We start from the raw sequence: 24,675 nt of genomic DNA, 5'->3' as shown, positions 1-24,675 counted from the left end.
ATGTACTGTGTCGAAGTCCGCGATCGCATCATGATCGCTCATTCGTTGCCCGATCCGTTCTTCGGGCCCGCCCAGGGCCTGCACGGCGCGACCTATGTGGTCGACGTCGCGTTCTACCGCGAGACTCTGACGTCGAAGAACGTCGTCGTCGACATCGGCGCGGCGCTCGACGTGCTCGGGGCGACCCTGAAGCCACTCGCCTACCAGAACCTCGACGCCCTGCCGGTGTTCGCGGGGCAGCTCACGACCACCGAGTTTCTCGCCAGACACGTCTTCGACGCTCTCGCCGCCGCGGCCCGCGCCGGCGCGTTGGGGGAGGACGGTCGCGGCCTGTCGAAGATCCGCGTCACCCTGCACGAGACCGATCTCGCTCGCGCCAGCTACGAAGCCAGCCCGACCTGAGGAGCCGCGCATGACGGGGTTCGCCTTCGCCATACCCGGTGACATCGAACTGGCCACCGGCGGCTATGGCTATGACCGGCGCGTGATGGCCGAGTGGCGCGCCGCCGGACACGCATTCGACCATGTCGTCCTGCCGGGCGGATTTCCGTTTCCCACGTCGGACGAGTTGGCCACGGCCACGCGACGGCTCGACGAGCTGCCGCCCGGCCGGCCGGTGCTGATCGACGGCCTCGCGCTCGGCGCGCTGCCGGCGGACCTGCTGCGTCGGCTGGGGCGTCCGGTCGTGGCGCTGGTGCATCATCCCCTGGCTCTGGAGACCGGACTGGACGACCGACGGAGGTCGTCGCTCCTGGCCAGCGAGCGGGCCGCCCTGGCCGAGACGGTGGCGGTGATCGCCACCAGCGCGTCGACCGCCCGCATCGTCGAGGAGGACTATGGCGTCGCGCCCGGCCGCGTGACCGTCGCGGAGCCCGGAACGGACAGGCGCCCGCGCGCCCACGGCAGCGGCCGGCCGGCGCGGCTCTTGAGCGTCGGCGCGGTGATTCCCCGCAAGGCCCATGGCGCGCTCGTCGAGGCGTTGGCCCGGTTGTCCGCGCTGGATTGGACGTGCCACATCGTCGGCCCGATCGACCGCGACGCCGACGAGGTCCGGGCCGTCGAACGACGGATCGCTTCGCTCGGGCTCGGCGACCGCATCGTCCTCACCGGGGCGATCTCGGAAGCGGCGCTGGCGCGGGAGTTCGATGCGGCGGACCTGTACGTCTCGGCATCGCTGTTCGAGGGTTACGGAATGGCCCTGGCCGAGGCACTGGCCCATGGCTTGGCGATCGTGGCGACCCGCGCCGGCGCCATCCCGCACACCGTGCCGCCCGAGGCGGCCGTTCTGACGACGCCGGGCGATGTCGACGGTCTCGCCGAAGCGATCCGGACGCTGCTGACCCGGCCGGACCGCCGACGGCAGTTGGCCGACCATGCCTGGCGCCACGCGCAATCGCTGCCGACCTGGGCGCAGACCGCGGCCACGATCCTGCAGCCCCTGCGGGAGGCGGGCCGGTGAGCGGGTTCGACGCCGCGTGGCTGGCCCTGCGCGAGCCGGTCGACCATGCGTCCCGCAACCCGGACATCGCGGAACGGGTCCGCCGCCACTTCGCGTCCCGCGCGTCGCTCACCGTCGTCGATCTCGGCTGCGGAACCGGCTCGAACCTGCGCGCCCTCGCCGCATCCTTGCCGCCGCGCCAGTCCTGGCACCTGATCGACGGCGATGCCGATCTGCTGCTGGCGGCGCGCCATCGGCTCTGCGACTGGGCCGACGGCTCGAGTCGGAGCGCGACCGGTGTCGTGTTGGAGAAGGACGGCCGTCGGATCGACGTGCGCTTCGACTGCGCCGATCTGACCACGTGTCGTCTGACGTTCGGCGACCTCGGCGCCGACCTGGTCACGGCCGCCGCGCTGTTCGATCTCGTCTCCCGCGACTGGCTGGAGCGCCTCGTCGACGCACTGAGCGAACGGCATGTGCCCATCCACGCCGTGCTGAACTACGACGGCGCGGCGCATTGGGACCCCCCGGGCCCGCTCGACGAGCGGGTGGTCGCCGCGTTCAACCGCCATCAAGGCGGCGACAAGGGCTTCGGGCCGGCGCTCGGACCGGACGCCGGCGAGACGCTGGCGCGTCTGTGTGAACGCCGGGGCTATGTCACCTGGTCCGGCGACAGTCCCTGGCGACTGCTGCCGGCCGACGCCGCCCTGATCGCCGCCCTGACCGACGGCTTCGCGCGCGCCGCCGGAGAGATCGATCCGGCGCTGCGCGAGGCGCTCGTCGACTGGGCCGAAGGCCACGCCAAGGCCCACGCCGTCACGATCGGGCATCGAGACGTCTTCGCGCACGTCTGAGCGCCTGCGTCAGTCCGGCGGCCACATCCGCCGCATCACACCGTCGCGCTTAAGGAACCGATGTCGCAGGGCCGCGGCGACATGTGCGAGCGCGACGAGGCCGAGACCGAGGGCCAGCAGCTTGTGGGCCCCGAGGATCACGGCGGCGATCGCCTGATCGGCCGGCAGGATGGCCGGCAGATCGAACAGTCCGAACACGTTCAGGGCGGGAAACGCCGAGACCCCCGCCCAACCGAGCAGGGGCACGACCAGCAGGAGGACGTAGAGCACGACGTGGACCACTTGAGAGGCCACGCGCTCCAGCGGGGTGAGCGTGGCGAGCGGCGGTGGGGCGCCGCGGCGCAACCGCACGACCACCCGCAGGATCATCAGCCAGAGCACTACGAAGCCGAGCAGCTTGTGGGCGCTGTAGAGTCTATCGGTCAGCCCGTCGAAGTTCGTCGCCGCGCCGCGCGCCACCATGGCGAGACCGAGCGGGATCAGGCAGGCCACGAAGACGGCGATCACCCAGTGCAGCCACCGCGCGGCGCGACCGTAGCGGTCCGGCACGGTGGGGGTGTCCTGGGGCGCGTCAGAGACCGACATCGGATCCTCCTCGAGCTCGACGTCGCAGATCGCAATCGTAGAGAACATCGCCGTCGTCGAGAAGATGGGTCCGGGTCCACGGGCGAAGCGCCTCGTCGAGCTCGTCGATGGGCTTCAGGGTCAATCCCGGCTGACCCGAGCCGAGAATGATCGGCGCCACGCAGACATGCAGGCGATCGACCAATCCGGCATCGAGAAAGCGGGAAATCGTCGAGGCGCCGCCCTCCACCAGAATGGTGCGGTGCCCCCGCGCCACCAGGGCGGCCAGGATGTTCGCGGGTTCGAAGGTGCCGATGTCGTGGTCCGAGCCGATGCGCTCGACCTCCGCCGGCCATCCTCCCGGGTCGTCCGAGAACACGATTCGGGGACAGCCGTCGTCCTGCAACCATTTGGCGGTGCGCGACGACCGGCCCGTGCGGTCGATGACCGCCCGCGCCGGGCTGCGGCCCTCGACCCGTCGCGTCGTGAGCCGAGGATCGTCGGCGACGACGGTGCCGACGCCGACGACGATCACATCGGCCAGCGCGCGCAGGCGATGGAGGTGATCCAGGCCGGAAGCGCCATTGATATATCTCGATTTTCCGGTTGGCGTGGCAATCCGCCCGTCGAGCGACTGTCCGAGTTGCGCGATCACGAAGGGCGATCGCCCATGGCCGTGGATGGGCCCACAGAGTGTGGAGAGCTCGTCGATCGGCCCTTCGAGACGGTCCAAGGGAAGCTCCACGTTTCAACGTCGGTTGATCGGTCGCCTATGGATCGATGCCTGTGGGTCGATTCCCGCCGAGCACCGCCCCGGGTTTTTCGCCGAGCACCGCCCTGCCGCGAAGATGGTGGGTTGGTCGGGTGGCGGTCAAGCTCCTCGTCTTCTCCTCGGTCGGTTCGGCTGTTTTTGCCGAGTTTGTGAAACCGCTCCGACGGATACCCGCGCGCCGACAGCCTCGAACGCGAGACGGCGCTCGGGATGTGGACCGCGAAGGGGCCGTGGTTCGCCGACGAGGAGGGCCGCAAGGGGCGCATCGAAGCCGGCCAGCTCGCCGACCCGATCGTGCCGTCGAAGGACTTCGTCGCCCGGACATCACGACAGCAATTCTCGAGGGTCGCCAGCCGATCGAACTCTCGGCCCAACGACCCGCGATCACCGCCGATCTGCCGAAGGACGGGACCGAGCAGCGACGAGCGCTCGGATTCGGGTGATCCGTCCGTTCGACCCGGCAAGAGCCGATCTGAAGATCCCCGCCACGCCGGCGGGGATCTTCGTTCGGATGCGTCGGCATCGCAGCGCTCTGGGAATCGTCACGGGGGCAGGGACTGGTCTGCATCGCCGGGCCAACGCGGCGCGAATGGCACCACCGAACAGACTTCGCGAGATATTCGGACCCGTCGGGCGCTTCGTTCGGCACCGACCGGGTCTCGCGGTCCGGCCGCACGATGCGATGCGCCACGAGTCTCTGGCCGGCCCACACCATCTGGCGGGGTCCGACAGATATGGGGATCTCTGTGAAATCAGAAGGTTGGTGGCGGTGGGCGCAGTCGGGCGCGAACGGGTCTCGGGAACTCCCTGTTTTCAGGGAAATCCCGCCGATCGAACCCCGATCGGCTTCGCCGAGAGATGAAATCACGAGCGGTTTCATGGCCTTGTGGACAGAATTCCCTGCGGCGAGGAACCGGGAGAGATTCGGATCGGAACAGGGATCGAACACACCGAAAAGAGGGAAGATCGCGCCCGAGAACGGCGCATCGAACCGAACGGAGCGCGGGCCCGCGCCGGAACGCTGCGCGACCGATTTCGACGATCGCGCGGGCACGACGATCTCCGACGGACCCGCGATCCGGCGCCACGACCGTCCGACGAAGGTGGTGAGCGACGCCGTAAGGGCGCGGTTCGCACCACCCGCAGGAGGGGCGACGATGGCGATCGACGGGCACCGTTTCCTCGTTCACCCCAGAAAAACAATATATAATTTCTATCGATCTAATCATGATGTGCCTAATATTGCATTCCTGCCGGTCGTCTCCTGGCGTCGGCATGTCCCCTTCGGTTGGAGAGTTCTGATGCCGACGATCACTCGACGGGCCTTCGCCGGGCTCGCGACGCTTCCCTTCTTCGCGCCGCTGGCCGGACTCGGACCCGCCGTCGCGGCGCCGACCCGAGGTGGGACGTTGCGCCTGGTGATGGCGACCGAATCCGCCAATCTGATCCCGATCGACAACACCTTCGGTACCACCGGCATCATCGGTCCGAAGATCAACGAGGGTCTGCTCGCCTACGATCTGAAGTTCAATCCGGTGCCGCAACTCGCCACCGCCTGGGCGCAGAGCGCCGACGGCCTGTCGCTCGAGTTCGACCTGCGCCCGAACGTCACCTGGCACGACGGCAAGCCGTTCACCGCCGCCGACGTGGCCTTCTCGATCCTGACGCTGAAGAAGGTTCATCCGCGCGGCCGTGCGACCTTCGCCAATGTCGTCGACGTCGAGACGCCGACGCCGCTCAAGGTGATCCTCCGCCTGTCGAAGCCCGCCCCCTACATTCTCGGCGCCTTCGCCGCCTCCGAGTCGCCGATCGTCGCCAAACACGTCTACGAAGGCCAGGAGATCGGCACCAATCCGGCGAACGCCGCGCCGATCGGCACCGGCCCCTTCGTCTTCAAGGAATGGGTCAAGGGCAGCCACATCGTGCTGGAGCGCAATCCGAACTACTGGGATGCGCCGAAACCCTGGCTCGACCGGATCATCGTCCGCTTCATCCCCGACGCCAACGCTCGCTCCGCGGCTTTCGCCGCCGGCGAGATCGACATCGGCGGTGACACGCCGGTGCCCCGCTCGGAGATCGAGACGCTGAAGGCGAGCCCCACCCTCGACGTGGTCAGTGACGGCTATGCCTATCTCGGCAACCAGAGCCAGCTCGTCTACAACCTCGACAATCCGATCCTCGCCAAGCTCGAGGTGCGCCGGGCGATCGCCCATGCGATCGACCTGAAGCAGGTGCTGGCGGTCGCCTGGTACGGCCAGGGCGTGGTCTCGCCGACGCCGATCACGCCCCTGCTGGAGGCTTTCCACGACGGCTCGCTGCAGCCTTATGCCCACGATCCGAAGAAAGCCGCGGAGCTCCTCGACAAGGCCGGCCACCCGCTGGTCGACGGCAAACGCTTCTCGCTGCGCGCCCTGCACAACCCCTTCGCCGACGCCAATTCCCGCGCCGTCGCCTATGTCCGGCAGGCTCTCGGCCGGCTCGGCATCGAAGTCACCGTGCAGAACCTCGACTTCGCCACCTACGTCAAGACGGTCTACGGCGACCGCGCCTTCGACATCGAGATCGAGAACCTCGGCAATGCCTTCGATCCGACCCTCGGCGTCCAGCGCGTCTACTGGTCGAAGAACTTCCGGCCGGGTCTCGGCTTCTCCAACGGCGCCCATTACGCCAATCAGGAGGTCGACCGACTGCTCGAGGCGGCGGCGGTCGAGCCCGACACCGCCAAGCGGCGCCGATTGTGGTTCGATTTCCAGAAGATCGTCCAGGACGAACTGCCGGTGCTCAACCTTCTGTCCAATCACTCCTACACGGTGGCGAAGAAATCGGTCCGCGGTCACACCCTGACCATCGACGGGCCGCGCGCCAACTTCGCCGACGTCCACTTCGTCTGACCGCCGTCGACGGCCGTGCGGCCCTCCACGGGCGGCACGGTCGGCGTGCGGAAGGAGAACCATGCTCGGGACCCTGAACCGTCTGCTGTGGACCCTGGTGCGCGGGGTGCTGCGCGCCGTGCCGACACTGGTCGGCGTCGTCGTCGTGTCCTTCCTGCTGATGCAGGCGGCGCCGGGCGACGCCGCCGACGTGATGGCCGGCGAATCCGGCACCTCGACAGTCGAGACCATGGCGATCCTGCGGGCCCGCTTCGGCCTCGACCAGCCGGTGCTGACCCAATTCGTCGGCTTCGTCGCCAATCTCGCGCATTTCAGCCTCGGCCGGTCGCCGCGTTGGGACGTTCCGGTCGCCGACCTGATCCTGGCCCGGCTGCCGGACACGCTGCTGCTGATGGGTTCGGCGCTCGGCTTCGCGGTCGTCCTCGGCATCGGACTCGGCGCGGTGATGGCGAGTTTCGTCAATCGCTGGCCGGACCGCATCCTGTCGGTCGTCACCCTGCTGTTCTATTCCGTCCCGGGGTTCTGGACCGGGCTGATGGCGATCCTGATCTTCTCGGTCGGCCTCGGTCTGTTGCCCTCCGGCGGCAGCCAGACGATCGCCGCGGGCCTGACCGGTTGGGATCGGGTATGGGACGTCGCCGCTCATCTGGTCTTGCCGGCGGCGGCGCTGTCGACCTTCTTCGTCGCGGTCTACGCCCGTCTCACCCGCGCCGCGATGCTCGAGGTGCAGGGGCAGGACTATGTCCGCACCGCCACCGCCAAGGGCCTGCATCCGATCGTCGTGGCGACGCGCCACGTGCTGCGCAACGCATTGGTGCCGGTGACCACCGTCGCCGGGCTGCACGTCGGGTCGCTGCTCGGCGGCGCCATGGTGATCGAGACGGTGTTCAGTTGGCCCGGCCTCGGCCGTCTCGCCTTCGAGGCGGTGATGAAACGCGACTTTTCGGTGCTGCTCGGCATCCTGGTGGTGTCGTCGGTGGTGGTGGTGGTGGTCGACGTGCTGGTCGACCTGCTGCACGCGGCGCTCGACCCGCGCATCGAGGGCCATGGCCATGGCTGAGCACGCCGGTCGTGCGGCGGCGGTGCCGCGGGGCGCGCGGCTGCGCCTGTCGCCGCGGCTGCGCCGCACCCTCGGCCGGCTGGCGGTCAATCCGACGGCTTGGCTCGGCTTCGCGATTCTCGGCACGGTGATCGGCCTCGCCGCCTTCGCCCCCGTGCTGTTTCCCGGCGATCCGCTCGACATGGTGGCCGAACCCTTCGTCCGTCCCTTCGTCGCGCTCGCCCATCCGCTCGGCACCGACAGTCTCGGCCGCGACGTCGCCGCCGGCATCGTCCACGGGGCGCGGGCGTCGCTGCTGGTCGGCTTCGTCGCGGCGCTGGTCGGGACGCTGGTCGGCACGGCGATCGGCGCGGTCGCCGGCTATCGCGGCGGCCTCGTCGACGATCTGCTGGTGCGGCTCACCGAACTGTTCCAGACGATCCCGTCGTTCATCTTCCTGGTGGTGCTGGTGGCGATCGTGCCGCCCAAGGCGGTCTGGGTGGCGCTCGCCATCGGCATCGTCTCGTGGCCGACGGTCGCGCGACTGGTCCGGGCCGAGTTCCGCTCACTGCGCCGGCGCGACTTCGTCCTCGCCGCCCGTTCGGTCGGTCATTCGGCCAGCCACATCGTACTGCGCGAAATCCTGCCCAACGCCCTGCCGGCGATCATCGTCACCGGCTCGGTGATGGTCGCCTCGGCGATCCTCCTGGAGAGCGCACTGTCCTTCCTCGGCATGGGCGATCCCGACGTGGTCAGTTGGGGCGCCATGATCGGCTCCGGGCGCGAGCAGTTGCGCACCGCCTGGTACCTGACGGCGTTGCCCGGCGCGGCGATCGTCGTCACCGTATTGGCGCTCAATCTGGTCGGCGACGCACTCAACGATGCGCTGAACCCCCGGCTCGAGGATCGCTGAGCCATGATCGACCCGACCGCCGCGGCTCGCCGACCGCCGCTCTTCGCCCTCGAAGGACTGGAGGTGTCGTTTCCCGGCCGCCCGGTGGTGCGCGGCCTCGACCTTTCGGTCGCCGAGGGCGAAACGGTCGCGCTGGTCGGCGAATCGGGCTGTGGCAAGTCGACCACGGCGCTCGCCGCGATGCGCCTGCTGCCGCGCTCCGGCCGCATCGACGCCGGGCGGATCGCTTTCGAGGGGCGTGATCTCGCGGTGCTGTCGCCGGCCGAACTGCGCGATCTGCGCGGCCGCCGGCTGGCGATGATCTTCCAGGAGCCGATGACCTCGCTCAATCCGGTCCTGACCATCGGTCGGCAGATCGCCGAGGTGTTGATCCGCCACGAGCACCTGTCGCGGCGGGCGGCGCGGGCGCGGGCGATCGAACTGCTCGACCTCGTCCGCATCGCCGAACCGCATCGCCGGATCGACGACCATCCGCACCGCCTGTCCGGCGGCATGCGACAGCGGGTGATGATCGCCATCGCCGTCGCCTGCCGGCCGAAGCTGTTGTTCGCCGACGAGCCGACGACGGCGCTCGACGTCACCATTCAGGCGCAGGTGCTCGACCTGCTCGACCGTCTGCGCCGCGACCTCGGCATGGCCCTGGTGCTGATCACCCACGATCTCGGGGTGGTGGCGCAGTACGCCGACCGGGTGGTGGTGATGTATGCCGGCCACAAGGTCGAGGAGGCGACGACCGCCGAGCTCTTCGCCCGACCTCTGCATCCCTACACCCGCGGCCTGCTCGCCGCCGCGCCGCGGCTCGACACGGGGCTCCACCACAGCGAAGGCCGTCTCGCCGAGATCCCCGGCGCGCCGGACGGCGGCGTCGATCATCCGGGCTGCGCCTTCGCGCCGCGCTGCCCGGAGGTGCGTGCCGATTGTCGGGTGACGCCGCCACGCCCGCTGGCGATCGGCGATCGGCTGGTCGCCTGTCCGCCGGCGGTGGCGTCCGCGCCGAGGGCGAACGCGATGAGGGGAGCGCACGATGCTGTCGGTTGAAGGGCTCGAAGTCCGCTATGCCCACCGCGACGGCGCGCTGCGGGCGGTCGACGGCGTCGACCTGACGGTCGGACGCGGCGAGACCGTCGGCCTGGTCGGCGAATCCGGTTGTGGCAAGTCGACGCTCGGCAAGGCGATCCTGCGCCTCGTCGAGCCGATCGGCGGCCGCGTCGCGATCGACGGCGTCGACGTGGCCGGGTTGAAGGGCGATCGCCTGCTCGCCTTTCGGCGGCGGGTGCAGTTCGTCTTCCAGGATCCCTACGCCTCGCTCAATCCGCGTCGGACGATCGGCGAGATCCTCGACGGCGCGCTCGCGGTGCACCGGCTCGGCGATCGCCCGACGCGCCGGCACCGGGTGAGGGAGATTCTCGACCGTGTCGGCTTGCCGGCGGACGCGGTCGACCGATTGCCTCACGAATTTTCGGGCGGCCAGCGCCAACGGATCGGCATCGCCCGCGCCCTGGTGCTGTCGCCCGATCTGATCGTGCTCGACGAACCGGTATCGGCCCTCGACGTGTCGATCCAGGCGCAGATCCTCAACCTCCTGGTCGACCTGAAGCGCGAGTTCGGCCTCGCCTATCTGTTCGTCTCGCATGATCTGTCGGTGGTGCGCTACATCGCCGACCGGGTGCTGGTGATGTATCTCGGCCGGATCGTCGAGTGCGCCGATCACCACGTCCTGTTCGGCGAACCGCGTCATCCCTATACGCGGGCGCTGGTCGACGCGGTACCGCTGCCCGACCCGCGCCGCCCGCGGGCGGCGATCGTCGCCGGCGACATTCCGTCGGCCGCCCGCCCGCCGTCCGGCTGCCGCTTCCACCCGCGCTGCCCGCTGGCGATCGGACGCTGTGCCGACGAGGTTCCCTCGATGCGGGAGATCGCTCCGGGTCACGCGGTCGCCTGCCACCTCGCGTGATCGGCGGGCCGGCGACGCGGGGCGCGGGGCGGTCGGATTGGAAGAGTATTCTCTGGGGACGGCATCCGAAGAGATCGGTGTGCTTGTTCCGGCGGTCTGAAACGCATTAAAACCATCGACCATATAGTCTGCCATTCCGGGGGAACGCTCCTGCGACGGGGGATTTGGAGCGGTCGCCGCCCTGGGCGGAAGCTTCCCATCCGAGCCCGGCCGCGCAGCGATCCGTCCGCCGGTGGGCTGGGTGGCCGGTTCCCTCGGGATCGGTCGCGAGTGACGGCGACGCGTCCTGCGTCGACCGCGGCATCGGTGAGGTCGGATCATGGCGAAGGCATTCGAAGGGCGTGTGGTGTTCATCACCGGGGCGGCGAAGGGGCAGGGGCGGGCGGTCGCGCTCGCCTTCGCCCGCGAGGGGGCGTCGATCGCCGCCTTCGATCTCGGCGCCAAGATCGCCTATCCGGCCTACAACGACTCCTCGACTTCCGACCTCGAACGCCTGGCGGCAGACGTCGAGGCGGTCGGCGGACGGATCTCGATCCATACCGGCGACGTGCGCCGCGGCGCCGACGTGGCGGCGGCGGTCGAATCGGCGGTCGCCTTCCACGGTGGCCTCGACATTCTGTTCGCCAATGCTGGGATCTGCGCCTACGGGCTCTCGCACGAGCTCGGCGAGGACGAATGGGGGACGATGATCGACATCAACCTCAACGGCGCCTGGTTGACGTCGAAACACGTGATCCCGCATCTCATCGCCAAGAAACGCGGTGTGATCATCTACAACTCGTCGATCGGCGGGCTGCGCGGCATGAACCGCCTGTCGCACTATGCCGCGTCCAAACACGCGCTGATCGGCCTCGCCCGGTCGCAGGCGATCGAACTCGCGCCGCACGGCATCCGCGTCCTGTCGATCCATCCGACCGGCGTCAACACGCCGATGAACGACGGCCTCGCCGTCCTCGAGGGGGCGACCCCGATCGAGATCGCCGAGCGCTCGGCCGGCAATCTGCTGCCGGTGCCGTGGCTCGAGCCGGAGGACGTCGCCGACAGCGTGCTGTTCCTGGCGAGCGACAAGGCCCGCTACGTCACCGGCAGCCAATATGTGCTCGACGCCGGTCTCCTCACCCGCTGACCCCAGGGGCACCGCGATGATCCGGATCGCCGATCTCGAACGCCACGATCGCCGGCCGGCCGCCGCCGCCGTCGCCGCGCTCCTCCGGCTCCGGCAGGAGGAGCGTGCGGCGTGAGTGATGTTCCCCGAGTCAGGCCGGCGCTCGCCGCCATCCGGGCCTTCGAACCGGCACGCACCACCGAGTCGGTTCGGCGCGAGTTCGGGGTCGATCGCGTCCTCAAGCTCGCCGGCAACGAGAACACCTTGCCGACCTCGCCGAAGGTGCGCGCGGCGATCGCGGATGCCGCGACCCATCTCGGCGAATACCCGGACGTGGTCTGGACCCGTCTCGTGGAGCGGTTGTCGGCGGTCCACGGCGTCGCGCCGGACCGGATCGTCGTCGACAACGGTCTGTTCGGCCTGACGTCGTTGATCTCGCGGGCCTTCCTCGATCCCGGCGACGAGGTGATTCTGCCGTGGCCGACCTTCGGCTGGTACGAGGTCGCGGCCCTGACCGCCGGCGCGCGCCCGGTTGCGGTGCCGCTGACCGACCACGTCATCGATCTCGATCGGGTGCTCGCGGCGGTCGGCGAGCGAACCCGCATCGTCTGGCTGTGCAATCCCAACAATCCGACCGGCACGATCTTCGGCCGCGATCCGTTCGAGCGGTTCCTCGCGGCGGTTCCCGACCACGTGCTGGTGGTGCTCGACGAGGCCTACATCGACTTCGTCGACGACCCCGCCTATCCGCGGTCGCTGCCGTTGCTCGCGACCCATCGCAATCTGGTGGTGCTGCGGACCTTCTCCAAACTCTACGGGCTCGCCGGTCTGCGCATCGGCTTCGGCTTCTTCGATCCGGAGATCGCCGCCGAACTCGGCAAGATCCGCGATCCGGTGGCCGTCGACACGATCGCCCAGGCGGCGGCGTTGGCGGCACTCGACGACACCGCATTTCAGGCCGAGACGCTGGCGCGGGTGCGCGACGGGCGCCGCCACTGGGCGCGGGTGCTCGACGGCCTCGACCTGCCGGGCGTGCCGTCGCAGACCAATTTCGTGCTGTTCGATACGACCGTCGACGGGGACGCGGTGGTCCGCGCCTATCTCGAGCGCGGCATTCTGCTGCGCGGCGGGCGCGGCTTCGGCCTGCCGCGCTTCGTCCGCGCCACCATCGGCGGCCCGGAGGAAAACGCCGCGGTGACCGACCGCTTGGCCGGCTTCGTCGAGGCGATCCGCTCGGGTGGGCTCCCGGCGGCGCGCTGAGCCGTCGCGTCCCACCGATCAACCGCCGCGCACGGCCGTCCGCGCCGCCGGACGAATGCTCGCGGCCGGCCCCGTTTGCACGCCCGAAAGGAAACAGCATGACCGCCGACGTCTCCATTCCCGACTATGACGACCTCGACGCCGTCGCCCGCGCCCGTTGGGACGAACAGATCGCGCGCCACGGTCGCGTCACCCACATGAAGCGGACGCTGCTGCACGCGGTGCCGGCCTTCGACGCGCTGATGACCTGGTATCCGCTGTTCGACGCGGTCAAGGCGGTGGTCGGCGAGCGCGCGGCGCTGTTCTTCGCCCACGCGATTTCCGCCGCCAACCACTGCCTGATCTGCGACACGTTCTTCGTCAAGATCCTGCGCGACCGCGGCCTCGATCCGGCCAACCTCGTCTACGACGCGACCGAGGACCTGCTCGTCCGCTTCGGGCGGGCGCTGGTCGCGGACGGCGGTCGGGTGCCCGACGCGCTGCTCGGCGAGGTGAAGGCCAGCTTCGGCGAAGCCGATCTGGTCCTGCTGACCGGTTTCGCCTCGCTGATGATCGCCACCAACCTGATCAACACCGCTCTGCGGGTGCCGCTCGACGAATATCTCTACGCCTACACCGCCGTTCGCTCCGAGTGATCACCGGTCGTCGTCGCCGCCGACCGGCGGACTCGTGGATCCGGCGCCGCAGATCGACCTCGCCGATTCTGACGAAAACGACCACTCGGAATGCCGATCGACCTCGAAACCCCACGCCGATTCACACGCGAACAAGGCGATACCGTCTCGCCCGAACGTTGAATTCGGCCGTCAGGCGTCCAGCACGAGATCCGTCAGAGGAATGGCTTGGCAGGTCAGGCATTGGCCGTCTTCCAGATCCGGACAGTCGATCAGGTGGTGGACCTGGCCCTGTCGGATCGGTACGAGGCAGCTTTCGCACTGTCCGACGCGGCAGCCGCTCGGGATCGTCAGACCGGCGCGCTCGGCCGCGCCCAGGATTCCGCCCGAGGCACCGGGCGACCAGACCACGGTCCTGCCCGATCGCGCGAAGACGATGGCACGCGGCTGCAGGTCGTCCTGGGGCGCGCGCCCCGGCGAACGAAAGCGCTCGGTGAATATTTCGAAGATCGGTACGCCTCGCGCCCTCAAATCCGAGACGGTATCGTTCATCATGGCGTCGGAAGCGCAAATGTAGAAACGCGCACGTTGCAGGAGCAGATCCGCATCGATGTCGGCTGCATTGAAGCGGCCGCGGCGGTCGAAAGCGTCGCCGGCAGCGGGCGAACTCAAATGAGTGATGATCTCCAGGTTCGGTAGGCGCTGCTGCAGCACCTCCAGCCTCTCCCGGAACGGCTGACTGTCGCCGTCGCGGCAACCATAGTGGAGCGTCACCCGGGGCTCGCCGGGCTTTCCCTGCAAGGACTCGAGATAGGACAGAAACGGCGTGATGCCGATACCCCCGGCGATCAGAACGATCGGAAATTCGTTGTGCAGCGGCAGGACGAACCGACCCTTCGGCGCCTGAAGCTCCACCGTATCGCCCAGCGCGAGTTCGCGCCGGACAGCCCCCGAGACCTGCCCGCCCGGGATATGACGGACCGCGATCCGGTAACTTTCCGGCCGCTCGATGGCGGGCCCGATCAGCGAATAGCATCGCGTCGCGCCACCGATCCGAAGCCCGGCATACTGGCCGGCGCGGAAGGAGGGGAGGGCGTCCCCATCTACGGGATGCAGCGCCAGGACCACGACGTCGCCGCGCTCCTCGTGCCGCTCCGTGACGACGAACGGGCGCCATCCCGGCCAAGCGACGGCCTCACATCGCTCGACGTCGCAGGCAAAGGAGCGCAGCGCCAGAGACCCGCTGAGAGGATCGCGCTCGGTCTCGGAGATGATCGCGTTGAAGCTCGCGCCGTACGGAGTTTCCGCGTCCGGCAGATAGCCGGGAAGGCCCAGATCGGGCGCCGGCTGCCACCAGCCATAATCGCTGGCGACGACATCCTGCGCGAGCGCATCGTCGAGCACGGCGCGCAGCCTGATCTGGCCCTTACGGCTACGCAGGAGCATCCAGTCGCCCTCGACGATACCCTTGCGGCGCGCGAGTTCCGGATGGATTTCCGCGATCGGCTCCTGGCGCTTGCGCCTGAGGGACGTGATGCCGCGATGCTGGCTGTGGCAGTAATAGCCGCTGTTGGCGGAAAACAGCGTCAGGGGGAATGCCTCGCTCGGCCGTTCGGCGGGCGGGACGAAATCAGGCACGGCCGGATAGCCGTGCCTGTGCAGCAACTCGGAATAGAGCTCGGCCTTGCCGGTCTGTGTCGCGAAGCCGGTCTCACGGTACTTTCGATAACCGTGTGCCAGCGGCACACGGATACCCTCCGGCCTTGCCCGCAGGGCAGCGAGATCGAGGCCGAGCGGTGCCAGCAGATGGGCGAAGCCCTTCTCGACATCACCGTCGAAGAACAGATCGCCCATGCCCAGCCGCGCAGCGAGCTCGAAGGCGATCGACATGTCCGAGCGTGCCTGTCCCTGGCGAGGGATCATCTGCGGACGAAGCTGGACGAGTTCCTGTGCCTCGGGCGAGATTTCGAAGCCGAGCCGCAGCGCCTCGTGCTCCCAGGGGCTGGAGACCGGCAGCACGATGTCGGCCATTTCAGCCGTGGGATTGAGGAAGAGGTCGCAATGGACCTGGAAATCGAGCGCCTTCAGGGCCTCGCGGCCGCGCTCCGGCGCCGGATGCGAGACCAGCATGTTCGAGCCGAATGCGAAGAGTGCGCGGACGCGATAGGGCTTTGCCAGGAGGGCGGCGTCGTAGAAGTCGCTCGCCGTGATCCAGCCATCGCGCGGGGGGCCGATCGGGCGTTGGTCGAGGCCCAGCGCCTTGGCCCTCGTCTCCGGCGGGATCATTGCCATGGAATGCAGCGTTGGCACCGGTAGGCTGGGCATCCTGACATTGCCGCCGGGCGCATCGAAATGGCCGGTCAGGGCATAGAGAGTCGCAATGGCGCGCTCCGTCTGCGAGGCGTTGGTGTGCTGCCCGATCCCGGTCCAACCGTGATAGCCGACCGAGCCGGCGGTTGCGATCGCGCTCGCCAAGTCCTCCACCTGCCGTGCCGGGATGCCGGTGATGCGCTCGACCGTCTCCGGATCGTAAGCAGCGGATGCGGCAACGTAGTGGTCGAAGCTGGTGCGGCAGGCGATCGGGCCGGTGGGCGCAGCGAGGATGAAGCGACCTTCCAGCGCGGCGCCGGCAAGGCCGCCCTCGGCGGGAACCGCCGATGACGAGCCGGCGTCCCAGACCACATGACCTCCATCGGGGAGCCCGAGATCGGCGGGACGCACGAAGAGGCCATCGTCGTCGCGCACGAGATAGGCCGCGTTCGTCCAGTGCCGCACGAAGTCGGAGTCATAGGCCTTGTTGACGACGAGCCACCGCGCGAGTCCGAGCGCCAGGGCTCCGTCGGTCCCGGGCCTGATGCGCAACCAGAGATCGGCGTCGCGGGCCGAGCCGGCGCGCCGAGGATCGATCACGGCAAGGCGCGCGCCGCGCGCTCGCGCCGCACCGATCGCTTCGGCCTGAGCGAGCCAGACATTGGCGGGATTGTGACCCCATAGGAGTATGAGATCGGAGTTGCGGTACTCGGCCGTCGGCAGCCCACAGCCGAAGGTGAAGGCGTGGGCGCTGTCCTTGTGCCAGTTGCAGATCTCGGTCGAGAAGACGGTGTTGGGGCTGCCGAAGCCGCGCACGAAGCGCTGCAGCCAGTCGATACTGTCCGAGGTCGACGAGGAGGAACCGGACGTGATCGCGAAGGCAACCGATTCCGGTCCGGTCTCGGCGCGGTAACGGCCGAGCTTCTCGGCGATCTCGGTCAGCGCCTCGTCCCAGGAGATGGGGACGAAGCCGGGATCCGCTGCACCCTTCGGCGCCGTTCGGCGCAGCGGTGTCTTCAAGCGCCGAGCGGAGTGGGCTATTTCCGGGGCGGCCCGACCCTTCGGGCATGTCGCCTTGCCCGTTGGATGGGCGGGGTTGGGCCTGACGGCGACCAGCTTGTCGTCTTCCACGACGCTGATCGTGCCGCAGCGAGAGCGGCAGAGCGAGCAGAAGCCGGGCTTTTCGAGCGTCGTCATTGCCGCATTCCTCGCTTGCGATCCGTCCCCATCGGTACATGTGGATTGTTAGGTCAGTGTAGGCCTCGGCACCAGGGCAGGCGTCGGTGGACCAAACTCGTCCGCGGCTGGAAGGATGGGGAGCACGTCACTGCCGATAGACCGTGAGCCTGGCATGATCCATGGCGTTTATGGTGGGCGCTTCCGGATCGCGTCCCGTGAGGTGGAGCCGCTGGCGGTCGGCCAACCGGCGCGCCGATATGGGCGGCGCACCCAGGCCACCATATTCGGCAGGCCGGGGACGGCGGGGGCGTCGCCGATGGCGACGAGCGTTTCCAGCATCGTGTAGCGGGAGCGCCGGGCGGCCCATTCGTCGTTCGGCTCGGGCAGGATCGCGCCGACCATCGGACGATGGCCTCTTGGCCGGCGAAGATGCCGACGACTTCGGTGCACCGCCTGTTCTCGCCGCGCCGTTCGAGCGGGTTCGTGCTGTGCTGCTTCGCTCGGTGCCGGGTGGGGAAGCTCGTGTGGCGAGGACGTCGGCCTCGTCCATGAAGGCGGAGAGCTTCACCATCTTCGACCGGTGCGGATCCGCGACGGGGGCGCGCCATCGACGACGGGCGGCCTCGGCGTCGTTCCGGGCTGAGGCTCGGCGCCGATGGCGCAGACCACCCGGCGACCGTTCTTGCCGGCGTGCGCCGCGGCTTGCACCTGAACGGGACGCGCTACTGCTGCCCCGTCGTCGTCGGCACCATCGAGATCGGCGCCTCGATCCCCTCGTGCGCATCGGAGAATCGGCTTCTCGCCGCACCGCCCTCGATCGGATGGGCCGGAATTCGAAAAAGTGCACAATCTAGACAGAAGAGTGCACAATATGGCGTCAGGAAATTTCAGAGACCGACCGAATTTAGAAAAATCTGTTGTTTCTACTCGTCTTTTTGAAATGGCATGGCCGTTGCTCATGAAAGGGCGGCGACGCGGGACCCCGCGGCCGACGATCCGGAGGCCGATGTCGGGAGCGAGGCTCTCTGCGTCGGCGAGCCGGGCAGGGGGCGCAGCGGGTTCCGGGTTCGCCGCAGGCGTCATGAGGAGGCAGACATGTGTGAACGTTGCGGTACCTTCTACAAGCACTTTTCGAGGCGTTCGTTCCTGCGCGGCGGCGCGATGGCCGCCGGTGCGTCCCTCGCCCTGCCGCCGGCGATCGCCGCTCTCCTCGATCCGTCGATCGCCGCCGCCGCCGCGCCCATGACGGTCAAGGCGACCCACGGAACGGGCTTCTGCAATCTCGGCTTCTTCCTCGCCAAGGAGCGCGGCCTCGCCAAGGCCGACGGCGTCGACATCGACTTCGTCGTCACCCCGTCCAATGCCGACATCGCCACGCTGTTCGGGGCCGGGATCGTCGACATGTCGATGATCCCCTATTCGAACTTCATGACGCTCTACGACGCCGGCGCGCCGGTGCGCATCGTCGCCGGCGGCGGCGTCGAGGGCTGCGTCATCGTTGCCCGCGAGGGCATCAAGACCGCCGCCGACCTCAAGGGCAAGACCTTCGGCACCTTCCAGGCCGACACCCTCGAGGTTCTGCCCTACGACTGGCTGAAGAAGCACGGCTTGAGCTTCAAGGACGTCGACGTGCGCTACATGAACACGTCGCCGGAACTGGCCCAGGCCTTCATGACCGGGGCGATCGACGCGATCTGCCACATCGAGCCCTACGCCACCCAGACCGTCCAGGCCACCAAGGGCGCCTCGGTCCTGTCCGACGGTACCGACGTCTACGGCAAGGGCTATTCCGATTGCGTCCTGGCGGTGCGCACGCCGCTGCTCGAAAAGAACCCCGAGGTGGTCCGGGCGGTGATCAAGGCCATGTTCACCGCGCAGAAGCAGTCGGAGACCGACCGCGAGGGCGCCATCAAGGATCTGGTCGGCAGCTACTTCAAGACCAGCCTCGAGGCCGCCCTCGACGCCTCGCGCAAGCAGCCGGTGATGGTCGACCAGCGCAACCAGACCGACTTCATCATCGCCCGTGGCCAGACGATGAAGGAGCTCGGCTACGTCAAGACCCTGCCCGATCGCAAGGCCTTCGACTGGGCGCCGCTGGAGCGGGTGATCGCCGAAAACAAGGACCTCTATGCCTCGCTGAAGCTGAAGTCCGCCTGACCTCGCTCCCCGACCCCGGAGATGCCGACATGAGTACCGACGCCATCGACGCCACCCCCTCCAGACCCCCCGAGGACCGCGGCGGACATGGTGCCGGTCTCGCATCGCTGCGGCAGTTCGCCTGGGGCGTGATCTCGGTGAGCCTGTTCGCGGGCTTCTGGGAGTTCAGCTGGGCGATGGGCTGGGCCAATCCGCTGCTGCTGCCGCCGCCCCATCTGTTCCTCGCCGACATTCCGCAGACCCTGAAATACTTCGACACCAGCAACCGGATCGGCTCCTCCGCCAGCGGCGGCGGCGTCATGGCCCTCCTGAAGACGGTCGGATGGACCACCATGCGGGTGGTCCTGGGGCTGATCCTCGGCTTCATCGCCGGGGTCGGCGTCGGCGCGCTGATCCGCTACTTCGCGCCGGCGCGCAATCTGGTGCTGCCCCTGGTGACGCTGCTCGCGCCGATCTCGCCGGTGGCCTGGCTGCCGGTGTCGATCTTCCTGTTCGGCATCGGCGACGTGCCGGCGATCTTTCTGGTGTTCATCGCCATCTTCTTCGCCATCGTGCTCTCGACCATCGGGCAGATCGACGGCGTGCCGATCAACTACATCCACGTGGCGCGCATCATGGGGGCGAGCCGGTTCCAGACCTTCTGGCGCGTGGTCCTTCCGGCGATCCTGCCCAGCCTGTTCATGACGCTGCGGCTCAATCTCTTCGCCGCCTGGATGGTCGTGCTGATCGCCGAGGCGATCGGCGTCGGCAGTGGGCTCGGCCAGATCGTGGCGGTCGCCCGCGCCACCTTCAACGCCAAACTGGTGTTCTTCACCATGGCGATCATCGGACTCGTCGGCTTCCTGTTCGATGCCGCCCTGCGCGAGATCCAGCGGCGGATGCTGTGGTGGATCTCCTCCTCCAAGACGGGAGCCTCCCTGTGACCCCTGCCGTATCCTGCCGCGCCATCGGAAAGATCTGGCGCTCCGAGCGCTCGTCGGCGGACGTCGAGGCCCTGCGCGGCATCACCTTCGACGTCGCGCCCGGCGAATTCGTCGTCCTGCTCGGTCCTTCCGGGTGCGGCAAGAGCAGCCTGCTGTACATGATCGCCGGCCTCGAGCAGCCGACCGAGGGGACTCTGCTGGCGCATGGCCTGCCGATCGGCGCGCCCTCGGCCGATCGGGGCCTGATCTTCCAGGAAGCCTCGCTGTTTCCCTGGCTGACCATCGCCGAAAACGTCGGCTTCGGCCTCTCGGTCGCCGGCGTCGGCGGCGAGGAGCGGCGAGCCCGTGTCGCCGAGATCCTGCGCAGCGTCGGGCTCGCCGACATGCTCGACAAGAAGCCGGACGAGCTCTCCGGCGGCATGCGCCAGCGCGCCGCGATGGCCCGGGCGCTGGCCATGCGGCCGAGCATCCTGATGATGGACGAGCCCTTCGCGGCCCTCGACGTCCAGACGCGGGCCAAGATGCAGGGTTTCCTGCTCGACGTCTGGCAACAGAGCGGCGCCTCGGTCCTGCTCGTCACCCATTCGATCGACGAAGCCATCGCTCTGGCCGATCGGGTCGTGGTGTTCACCGCCCGTCCCGGCAAGATCAAGACGATCGTGCCGATCGACCTGCCGCGGCCGCGACCGCCGCGCGACCCGCGCCATCACGCGCTGCGCGACCTGTTCACCGACCTGCTGGCGGCGGAGGTCGACAATGCCTTCGCCCAACAAGAGAGCGGAGCCTCCTGATGGACGGTCGGGTCAGGGTCGCCGCGGCGCATCTCGCCGCCGCCGGGTCGGCGGGGGACGCCCCGGACTTCGTCGGGGCGACGGCCGCGGTGGTGGCGGCGGCAGAGGCCGGGGCGCGCCTCCTGCTCCTGCCGGAACTGTTCGCCTGGCCGTTCTTCCCGCTCGACGACCCGCAGCGATGGGGCCACGTCGCCGAGTCGGTGACGGGCGAGACCCTGCGCTGGGCGGAAGCGGCGGCGCGGCGGCACGATCTCCATCTCGTCGTGCCCTTCGTCCTGGCGCGCAGGTCGGAGCGGCCGTGGAACGCGGTCGCCTCGGTGGCGCCCGGCGCCGCCGCCCGCGTCGTCGCCGCCAAGATCCATCTGCCGCCGGCCGGTCCCGGCGACCGCTTCGGCGAGCCCGATCATTTCGCCGCGGGCCCGTCCGAGATCGGCGTGTTCGCCGCCGCGGGTGTGCGGATCGCCGCGCTGGTCTGTTTCGATCGCCGCTTCCCGGAATGTTGGCGCGCCGCGCGTGCCGCCGGTGCCGACCTCGTGGTCTGCCCGGTGGCCGGTCCCGCCGACGAAGACGACGACTACTTCGCTGCGGAATTCCGCACCCATGCCCGCGCCAGCGGCGTCTTCGCCCTGTCGTCGGCAATGACCGGCGAGGAGACCGTCGCCGGCCGTCGATTGCGCCACGACGGCGACAGCCTCGCCGTCGATGCCGCCGGCCGCATCCTCGCGCGGCGCCGCACCGGCGACGCCCCGGGCCTGGTGATCCTCGATTTCGACCCCGCCGCCCTCGTCGAGGCGCGGCGGGCCTTCCCCAACTTCGAGCTGAGACGCAACCCGCATCCCGCCGCGGGACTCTGAGGAGACGACATGACCGAGACCATCGTCCACGCCAAATGGGTACTCCGGGGAGTGACGGATCGCACCACCGTCGATTTGATCGACGACGGGGCGGTGCTGCATCGCGACGGCACGATCGTGGCGGTGGGAACCCTCGCCGAGATGAAGGCGATGTCGCCGACCGCGGCCGTCACCCACCATCCCCACCACATGCTGCTGCCCGGCTTCGTCAACAGCCACCACCACGTCGGTCTGACGCCGCTCCAGCTCGGCTCGCCCGACATGCCGCTGGAGCTGTGGTTCGGCACCCGGATCCCGGCGAAGAGCGTCGATCTCTATCTCGACACGCTCTATTCCGCCTTCGAGATGATCGCCTCGGGCATCACCACCGTGCAGCACATCCACGGCTGGCTGCCCGGCGGCTACGACAAGATCCACGCCGGCGCCAGCCGGGTGCTGAAGGCCTATCGCGACATCGGCATGCGCGGCTCCTACTGCTTCGCGTTGCGCGAACAGAACCGCCTCGTCTACGAAGCCGACGACGCCTTCTGCGCCCGCTTGCCGCAGGACCTCGGCAGCCGCGTCGCGGCCCACCTGAAGGCCCAGCACTTCGGCCTCGACGACTATCTGAAACTGTTCGATCAGCTGGTCGACGAGAACCGCGGGCATCGCCGGACGCGGGTCCAGTTGGCCCCGGCCAATCTGCACTGGTGCACCGACGACAGCATCGTCGCCCTGGCGGAGAAGTCGAAGCAGCACGGTGTGCCGATGCACATGCACGTGCTGGAAACCGCGCTGCAGAAGGAATATGCCCGCCGCCGCACCGGCAAGACGGCGGTGCGGCATCTCTACGATCTCGGCGTCCTCGGGCCGCGCATGACCTTCGGTCACGGCGTCTGGCTCACCGAGGAGGACATCGAGATCGCCGCCGACACCGGGACCTGCATCTGCCACAACTGTTCCTCGAACTTCCGCCTGCGCAGCGGTATCGCGCCGCTCAACGCCTTCGAATGCAAGGGCGTCAAGGTCGGCATCGGTCTCGACGAGGCCGGCATCAACGACGATCGCGACATGCTGCAGGAGATGCGGCTGGTGTTGCGGGCCCATCGGGTGCCCGGCATGGGCGACGAGGTGCCGACCGTGCCGCAGGTGGTGCGGATGGCGACCGAGCACGGCGCGCTCACCACGGCCTTCGGCGCCGAGATCGGACGCCTCGATCCCGGCCGGGCCTTCGACGCGGTGGCGATCGACTGGACCAAGGCGACCTATCCCTACCAGGACGACGACATCCCGCCGCTCGACGCGGTGATCCAGCGGGCCAAGTCGGCGGCGGTCGACGTCGTCTATTGCGACGGCGAGGTGATCTATGCCGACGGCCGCTTCACCCGCGTCGACCGCGATGCGGTGCTGAAGGAGATCGAGACCAGCCTGACGCGACCGCGCACCGCCGACGAGGAGAACCGCCGGATCCTCGCCCGAGACGTGCTGCCGCACATGAAGGCCTTCTACGACGGCTATCTCGACGGCGAGCAGCGTCGCCCGTTCTACGGCCAATCCTCGCGAGTGTGATCCGATGCGTCTGCTCCTGATCAACGGCAACACCACCGCGGCGATGACCGAACGCTGCCGCGCCACCGCGATCGCGGCGGCGCGGCCGGGAACCGAGATCGTCGCGGTGACCGCGTCGCGGGGGCCCCGGGTCATCGCCACGCGCACCGAGAACGCCCTCGCCACCGCGGCGATGGTCGAACTCCTCGCCGAACACGGCGGCGACTGCGACGCGGTGCTGGTCGCCGTCTCCTTCGACACCGGGCTCGACGCACTGCGCGAGGCCGCGCCGTGTCCGGTCGTCGGGATGACCGAAGCGGCGGTCCATGCCGCCTGCCTGCTCGGCGGGCGGTTCGGATTCATCGGCCCCGGCGAACACGCCTTCGGGATCTATCGCGACGTGCTGGAGCGCATCGGCCTGATGTCGAAGCTGGCCGGCCAGAGCGTGGTCGAGATGCGGCCGGAGGACTATCTCGATCCGGCGGCGATCGTCGACACGGTGGTGGCGACGGCGCTCGATCTCGTGCGCCACGGGCGGGCCGAGAGCCTGGTCCTCGCCGGCGCCGCCTTCGCCGGTCTCGCCGCGGAGATCCAGGCGCGGGTTCCGGTGCCGCTGGTCGACGGGATCGCCGCCGGCGTGGTGCTCGCCCAAGCCCTGGTCGATCTCCGTCCGATGCGGGCCACGGTCGGCAGTCACGCGCTGCCGCCGGCCCGTGAGCTCGTCGGTCTGCCGCCGGTCCTCGGTCGGTTGTTCGCGGGAGAACGCTCGTGATCGCCGCGACCGCGCGGACTTCAGGCGCCGACCAACTCCGCCGTCTCGCGGCGGAAACGCGCGGTCTCGTCCCGCAGCACCGCTTCGAGATCGACCTCGACCGGTTCGCAGCGGATCGGCCGGAACCGCGTTTCGACCGACGAGAGATGCGTCGTCATGGCGCGGACCGCCTGCGCGGTGTCGCGATGGACGAGGCGCCTGAAGATCTCCTGGTGCTCGTCGCAGCTGCAGGACCACGACAGGCCGGGGTCGAAGAACGCGTCGAGCATGGTGGTGCGGATCACCAGTTCCTGCATCTGCCGCACGATGTAGGCGTTGCCGGTGAGTTCGGCGAGCACCATGTGGAACGCCCCCGACAAGCGCATCGATTCGGACTTGGCGCCGGCCCGCAACGCCGCGGCTTCCGCCTCGACGTGGGCGCGCAGGCGCCGATGCTCGGCCTCGCCGAGGCATTCGGCGAGGCGGGCGACGATGCCGCTCTCGACGATCCGTCGCGCCTCGTAGACCACCCGCGCCTCGTCGAGGCTCGGGTCGACGACGAAGGCGCCGCGATTGGGGATCACGTCGATCAGGCGCTCGTGGCCGAGCCGGTGCAGCACCTTGCGGATCCTCTCGCGGGTGAGGCCGAAGACGTCGGCCAGTCGCTTCTCGCCGAGCTTGGTGCCGGGAGGCAGTCGCGCCGACAGCAGGGCTCGACCGATGACCTGGTAGACCGCCTCCTCGTCCAACAGCGCGTCGTCCATGTCCCACTCCCGTCC

The 24,675-nt window shown here is 68.9% G+C and carries 22 protein-coding genes; 17 read left to right on the top strand and 5 right to left on the bottom strand.

Going from position 1 to position 24,675, the window contains the following annotated elements; all coding sequences use genetic code 11:
• The 3 genes from EYW49_RS07595 to EYW49_RS07585 are packed head-to-tail and all read left to right on the top strand — an operon-like array spanning position 1 to position 2,292.
• Positions 1 to 402, top strand: coding sequence for a 6-pyruvoyl trahydropterin synthase family protein (locus EYW49_RS07595; RefSeq protein ID WP_131307842.1), 402 nt, complete (start codon positions 1 to 3; stop codon positions 400 to 402).
• Between the two features lie 10 nt (positions 403 to 412).
• Positions 413 to 1,459 (top strand): glycosyltransferase family 4 protein, encoded by a 1,047-nt coding sequence (locus tag EYW49_RS07590; protein WP_131307840.1) that lies wholly within the window; start codon positions 413 to 415, stop codon positions 1,457 to 1,459.
• The gene (locus EYW49_RS07585; RefSeq protein WP_131307838.1) at positions 1,456 to 2,292 is read left to right on the top strand and encodes a class I SAM-dependent methyltransferase; all 837 of its coding nucleotides are present in this window, start codon (positions 1,456 to 1,458) and stop codon (positions 2,290 to 2,292) included. Before EYW49_RS07590 ends, EYW49_RS07585 begins: the two co-directional genes overlap by 4 nt.
• 9 nt (positions 2,293 to 2,301) lie before the next feature.
• Here the strand turns inward: EYW49_RS07585 and EYW49_RS07580 are convergent, their stop codons facing one another.
• Positions 2,302 to 2,877 carry a cytochrome b gene (locus EYW49_RS07580; protein WP_131307836.1) on the bottom strand — a complete coding sequence of 192 codons (576 nt, stop codon included), beginning with the start codon at positions 2,875 to 2,877 and terminating at the stop codon, positions 2,302 to 2,304.
• Positions 2,864 to 3,589 (bottom strand): RibD family protein, encoded by a 726-nt coding sequence (locus EYW49_RS07575; RefSeq protein ID WP_131307834.1) that lies wholly within the window; start codon positions 3,587 to 3,589, stop codon positions 2,864 to 2,866. Before EYW49_RS07575 ends, EYW49_RS07580 begins: the two co-directional genes overlap by 14 nt.
• 1,340 nt (positions 3,590 to 4,929) lie before the next feature.
• Between EYW49_RS07575 and EYW49_RS07570 the strand changes: the two genes are divergently transcribed.
• The 8 genes from EYW49_RS07570 (at position 4,930) to EYW49_RS07535 (ending at position 13,425) form a co-directional block, all read left to right on the top strand.
• On the top strand, positions 4,930 to 6,519 hold the full coding sequence (locus tag EYW49_RS07570) for an ABC transporter substrate-binding protein (protein WP_131307832.1): 1,590 nt from the start codon (positions 4,930 to 4,932) through the stop codon (positions 6,517 to 6,519).
• Between the two features lie 61 nt (positions 6,520 to 6,580).
• Positions 6,581 to 7,579, top strand: a complete 999-nt coding sequence (locus tag EYW49_RS07565) for an ABC transporter permease (protein WP_131307830.1) — start codon at positions 6,581 to 6,583, stop codon at positions 7,577 to 7,579.
• Positions 7,566 to 8,471: an ABC transporter permease gene (locus EYW49_RS07560; RefSeq protein WP_131307828.1), complete on the top strand. Its 906-nt coding sequence runs from the start codon at positions 7,566 to 7,568 to the stop codon at positions 8,469 to 8,471. Before EYW49_RS07565 ends, EYW49_RS07560 begins: the two co-directional genes overlap by 14 nt.
• 3 nt (positions 8,472 to 8,474) lie before the next feature.
• Positions 8,475 to 9,509: an ABC transporter ATP-binding protein gene (locus tag EYW49_RS07555; protein ID WP_131307826.1), complete on the top strand. Its 1,035-nt coding sequence runs from the start codon at positions 8,475 to 8,477 to the stop codon at positions 9,507 to 9,509.
• A complete protein-coding gene (locus tag EYW49_RS07550; protein WP_131307824.1) occupies positions 9,496 to 10,425 on the top strand; it encodes an ABC transporter ATP-binding protein in 930 nt (309 codons plus the stop codon). Before EYW49_RS07555 ends, EYW49_RS07550 begins: the two co-directional genes overlap by 14 nt.
• A gap of 319 nt (positions 10,426 to 10,744) precedes the next feature.
• The gene (locus EYW49_RS07545) at positions 10,745 to 11,551 is read left to right on the top strand and encodes an SDR family oxidoreductase (RefSeq protein ID WP_131307822.1); all 807 of its coding nucleotides are present in this window, start codon (positions 10,745 to 10,747) and stop codon (positions 11,549 to 11,551) included.
• Between the two features lie 111 nt (positions 11,552 to 11,662).
• A complete protein-coding gene (gene hisC / locus EYW49_RS07540; protein WP_131307819.1) occupies positions 11,663 to 12,790 on the top strand; it encodes a histidinol-phosphate transaminase in 1,128 nt (375 codons plus the stop codon).
• Positions 12,791 to 12,888: 98 nt separating this feature from the next.
• Positions 12,889 to 13,425, top strand: a complete 537-nt coding sequence (locus EYW49_RS07535) for a carboxymuconolactone decarboxylase family protein (RefSeq protein WP_131307817.1) — start codon at positions 12,889 to 12,891, stop codon at positions 13,423 to 13,425.
• 171 nt (positions 13,426 to 13,596) lie between these two features.
• On the opposite strand, the gene EYW49_RS07530 is transcribed toward EYW49_RS07535, so the two are convergent.
• Positions 13,597 to 16,911: a molybdopterin-dependent oxidoreductase gene (locus EYW49_RS07530; protein WP_131307815.1), complete on the bottom strand. Its 3,315-nt coding sequence runs from the start codon at positions 16,909 to 16,911 to the stop codon at positions 13,597 to 13,599.
• A 168-nt stretch (positions 16,912 to 17,079) separates the two neighbouring features.
• A complete protein-coding gene (locus tag EYW49_RS22960; protein ID WP_165498167.1) occupies positions 17,080 to 17,295 on the bottom strand; it encodes a hypothetical protein in 216 nt (71 codons plus the stop codon).
• A 693-nt stretch (positions 17,296 to 17,988) separates the two neighbouring features.
• Between EYW49_RS22960 and EYW49_RS07520 the strand changes: the two genes are divergently transcribed.
• From EYW49_RS07520 to EYW49_RS07500, 6 genes are read left to right on the top strand one after another with little or no spacing between them, the layout of a single operon-like run.
• Entirely contained in the window at positions 17,989 to 19,050 is a 1,062-nt protein-coding gene (locus EYW49_RS07520) for an ABC transporter substrate-binding protein (protein ID WP_131307811.1), read from the top strand.
• Between the two features lie 29 nt (positions 19,051 to 19,079).
• On the top strand, positions 19,080 to 19,973 hold the full coding sequence (locus EYW49_RS23405; RefSeq protein ID WP_228259536.1) for an ABC transporter permease: 894 nt from the start codon (positions 19,080 to 19,082) through the stop codon (positions 19,971 to 19,973).
• The gene (locus EYW49_RS23400) at positions 19,970 to 20,764 is read left to right on the top strand and encodes an ABC transporter ATP-binding protein (RefSeq protein ID WP_228259535.1); all 795 of its coding nucleotides are present in this window, start codon (positions 19,970 to 19,972) and stop codon (positions 20,762 to 20,764) included. The genes EYW49_RS23405 and EYW49_RS23400 overlap by 4 nt, the downstream gene beginning before the upstream one ends.
• Entirely contained in the window at positions 20,764 to 21,618 is an 855-nt protein-coding gene (locus EYW49_RS07510; protein ID WP_131307807.1) for a carbon-nitrogen hydrolase family protein, read from the top strand. The genes EYW49_RS23400 and EYW49_RS07510 overlap by 1 nt, the downstream gene beginning before the upstream one ends.
• Positions 21,619 to 21,627: 9 nt before the next feature.
• On the top strand, positions 21,628 to 23,166 hold the full coding sequence (locus EYW49_RS07505) for an amidohydrolase family protein (RefSeq protein WP_131307805.1): 1,539 nt from the start codon (positions 21,628 to 21,630) through the stop codon (positions 23,164 to 23,166).
• A gap of 4 nt (positions 23,167 to 23,170) precedes the next feature.
• Positions 23,171 to 23,917, top strand: a complete 747-nt coding sequence (locus EYW49_RS07500) for an aspartate/glutamate racemase family protein (protein ID WP_131307803.1) — start codon at positions 23,171 to 23,173, stop codon at positions 23,915 to 23,917.
• Between the two features lie 20 nt (positions 23,918 to 23,937).
• Here EYW49_RS07500 and EYW49_RS07495 read toward each other — a convergent pair whose 3' ends face one another.
• Positions 23,938 to 24,660: a GntR family transcriptional regulator gene (locus tag EYW49_RS07495; protein WP_131307801.1), complete on the bottom strand. Its 723-nt coding sequence runs from the start codon at positions 24,658 to 24,660 to the stop codon at positions 23,938 to 23,940.
• Positions 24,661 to 24,675 lie beyond the last annotated feature (15 nt).

The sequence above is a fragment of the Siculibacillus lacustris genome (assembly GCF_004328075.1).
Classification (GTDB): domain Bacteria; phylum Pseudomonadota; class Alphaproteobacteria; order Rhizobiales; family Ancalomicrobiaceae; genus Siculibacillus; species Siculibacillus lacustris.
The sequence above is the reverse complement of the archived record's forward strand: the minus strand, read 5'-3'. Positions and strand labels throughout refer to the sequence as shown.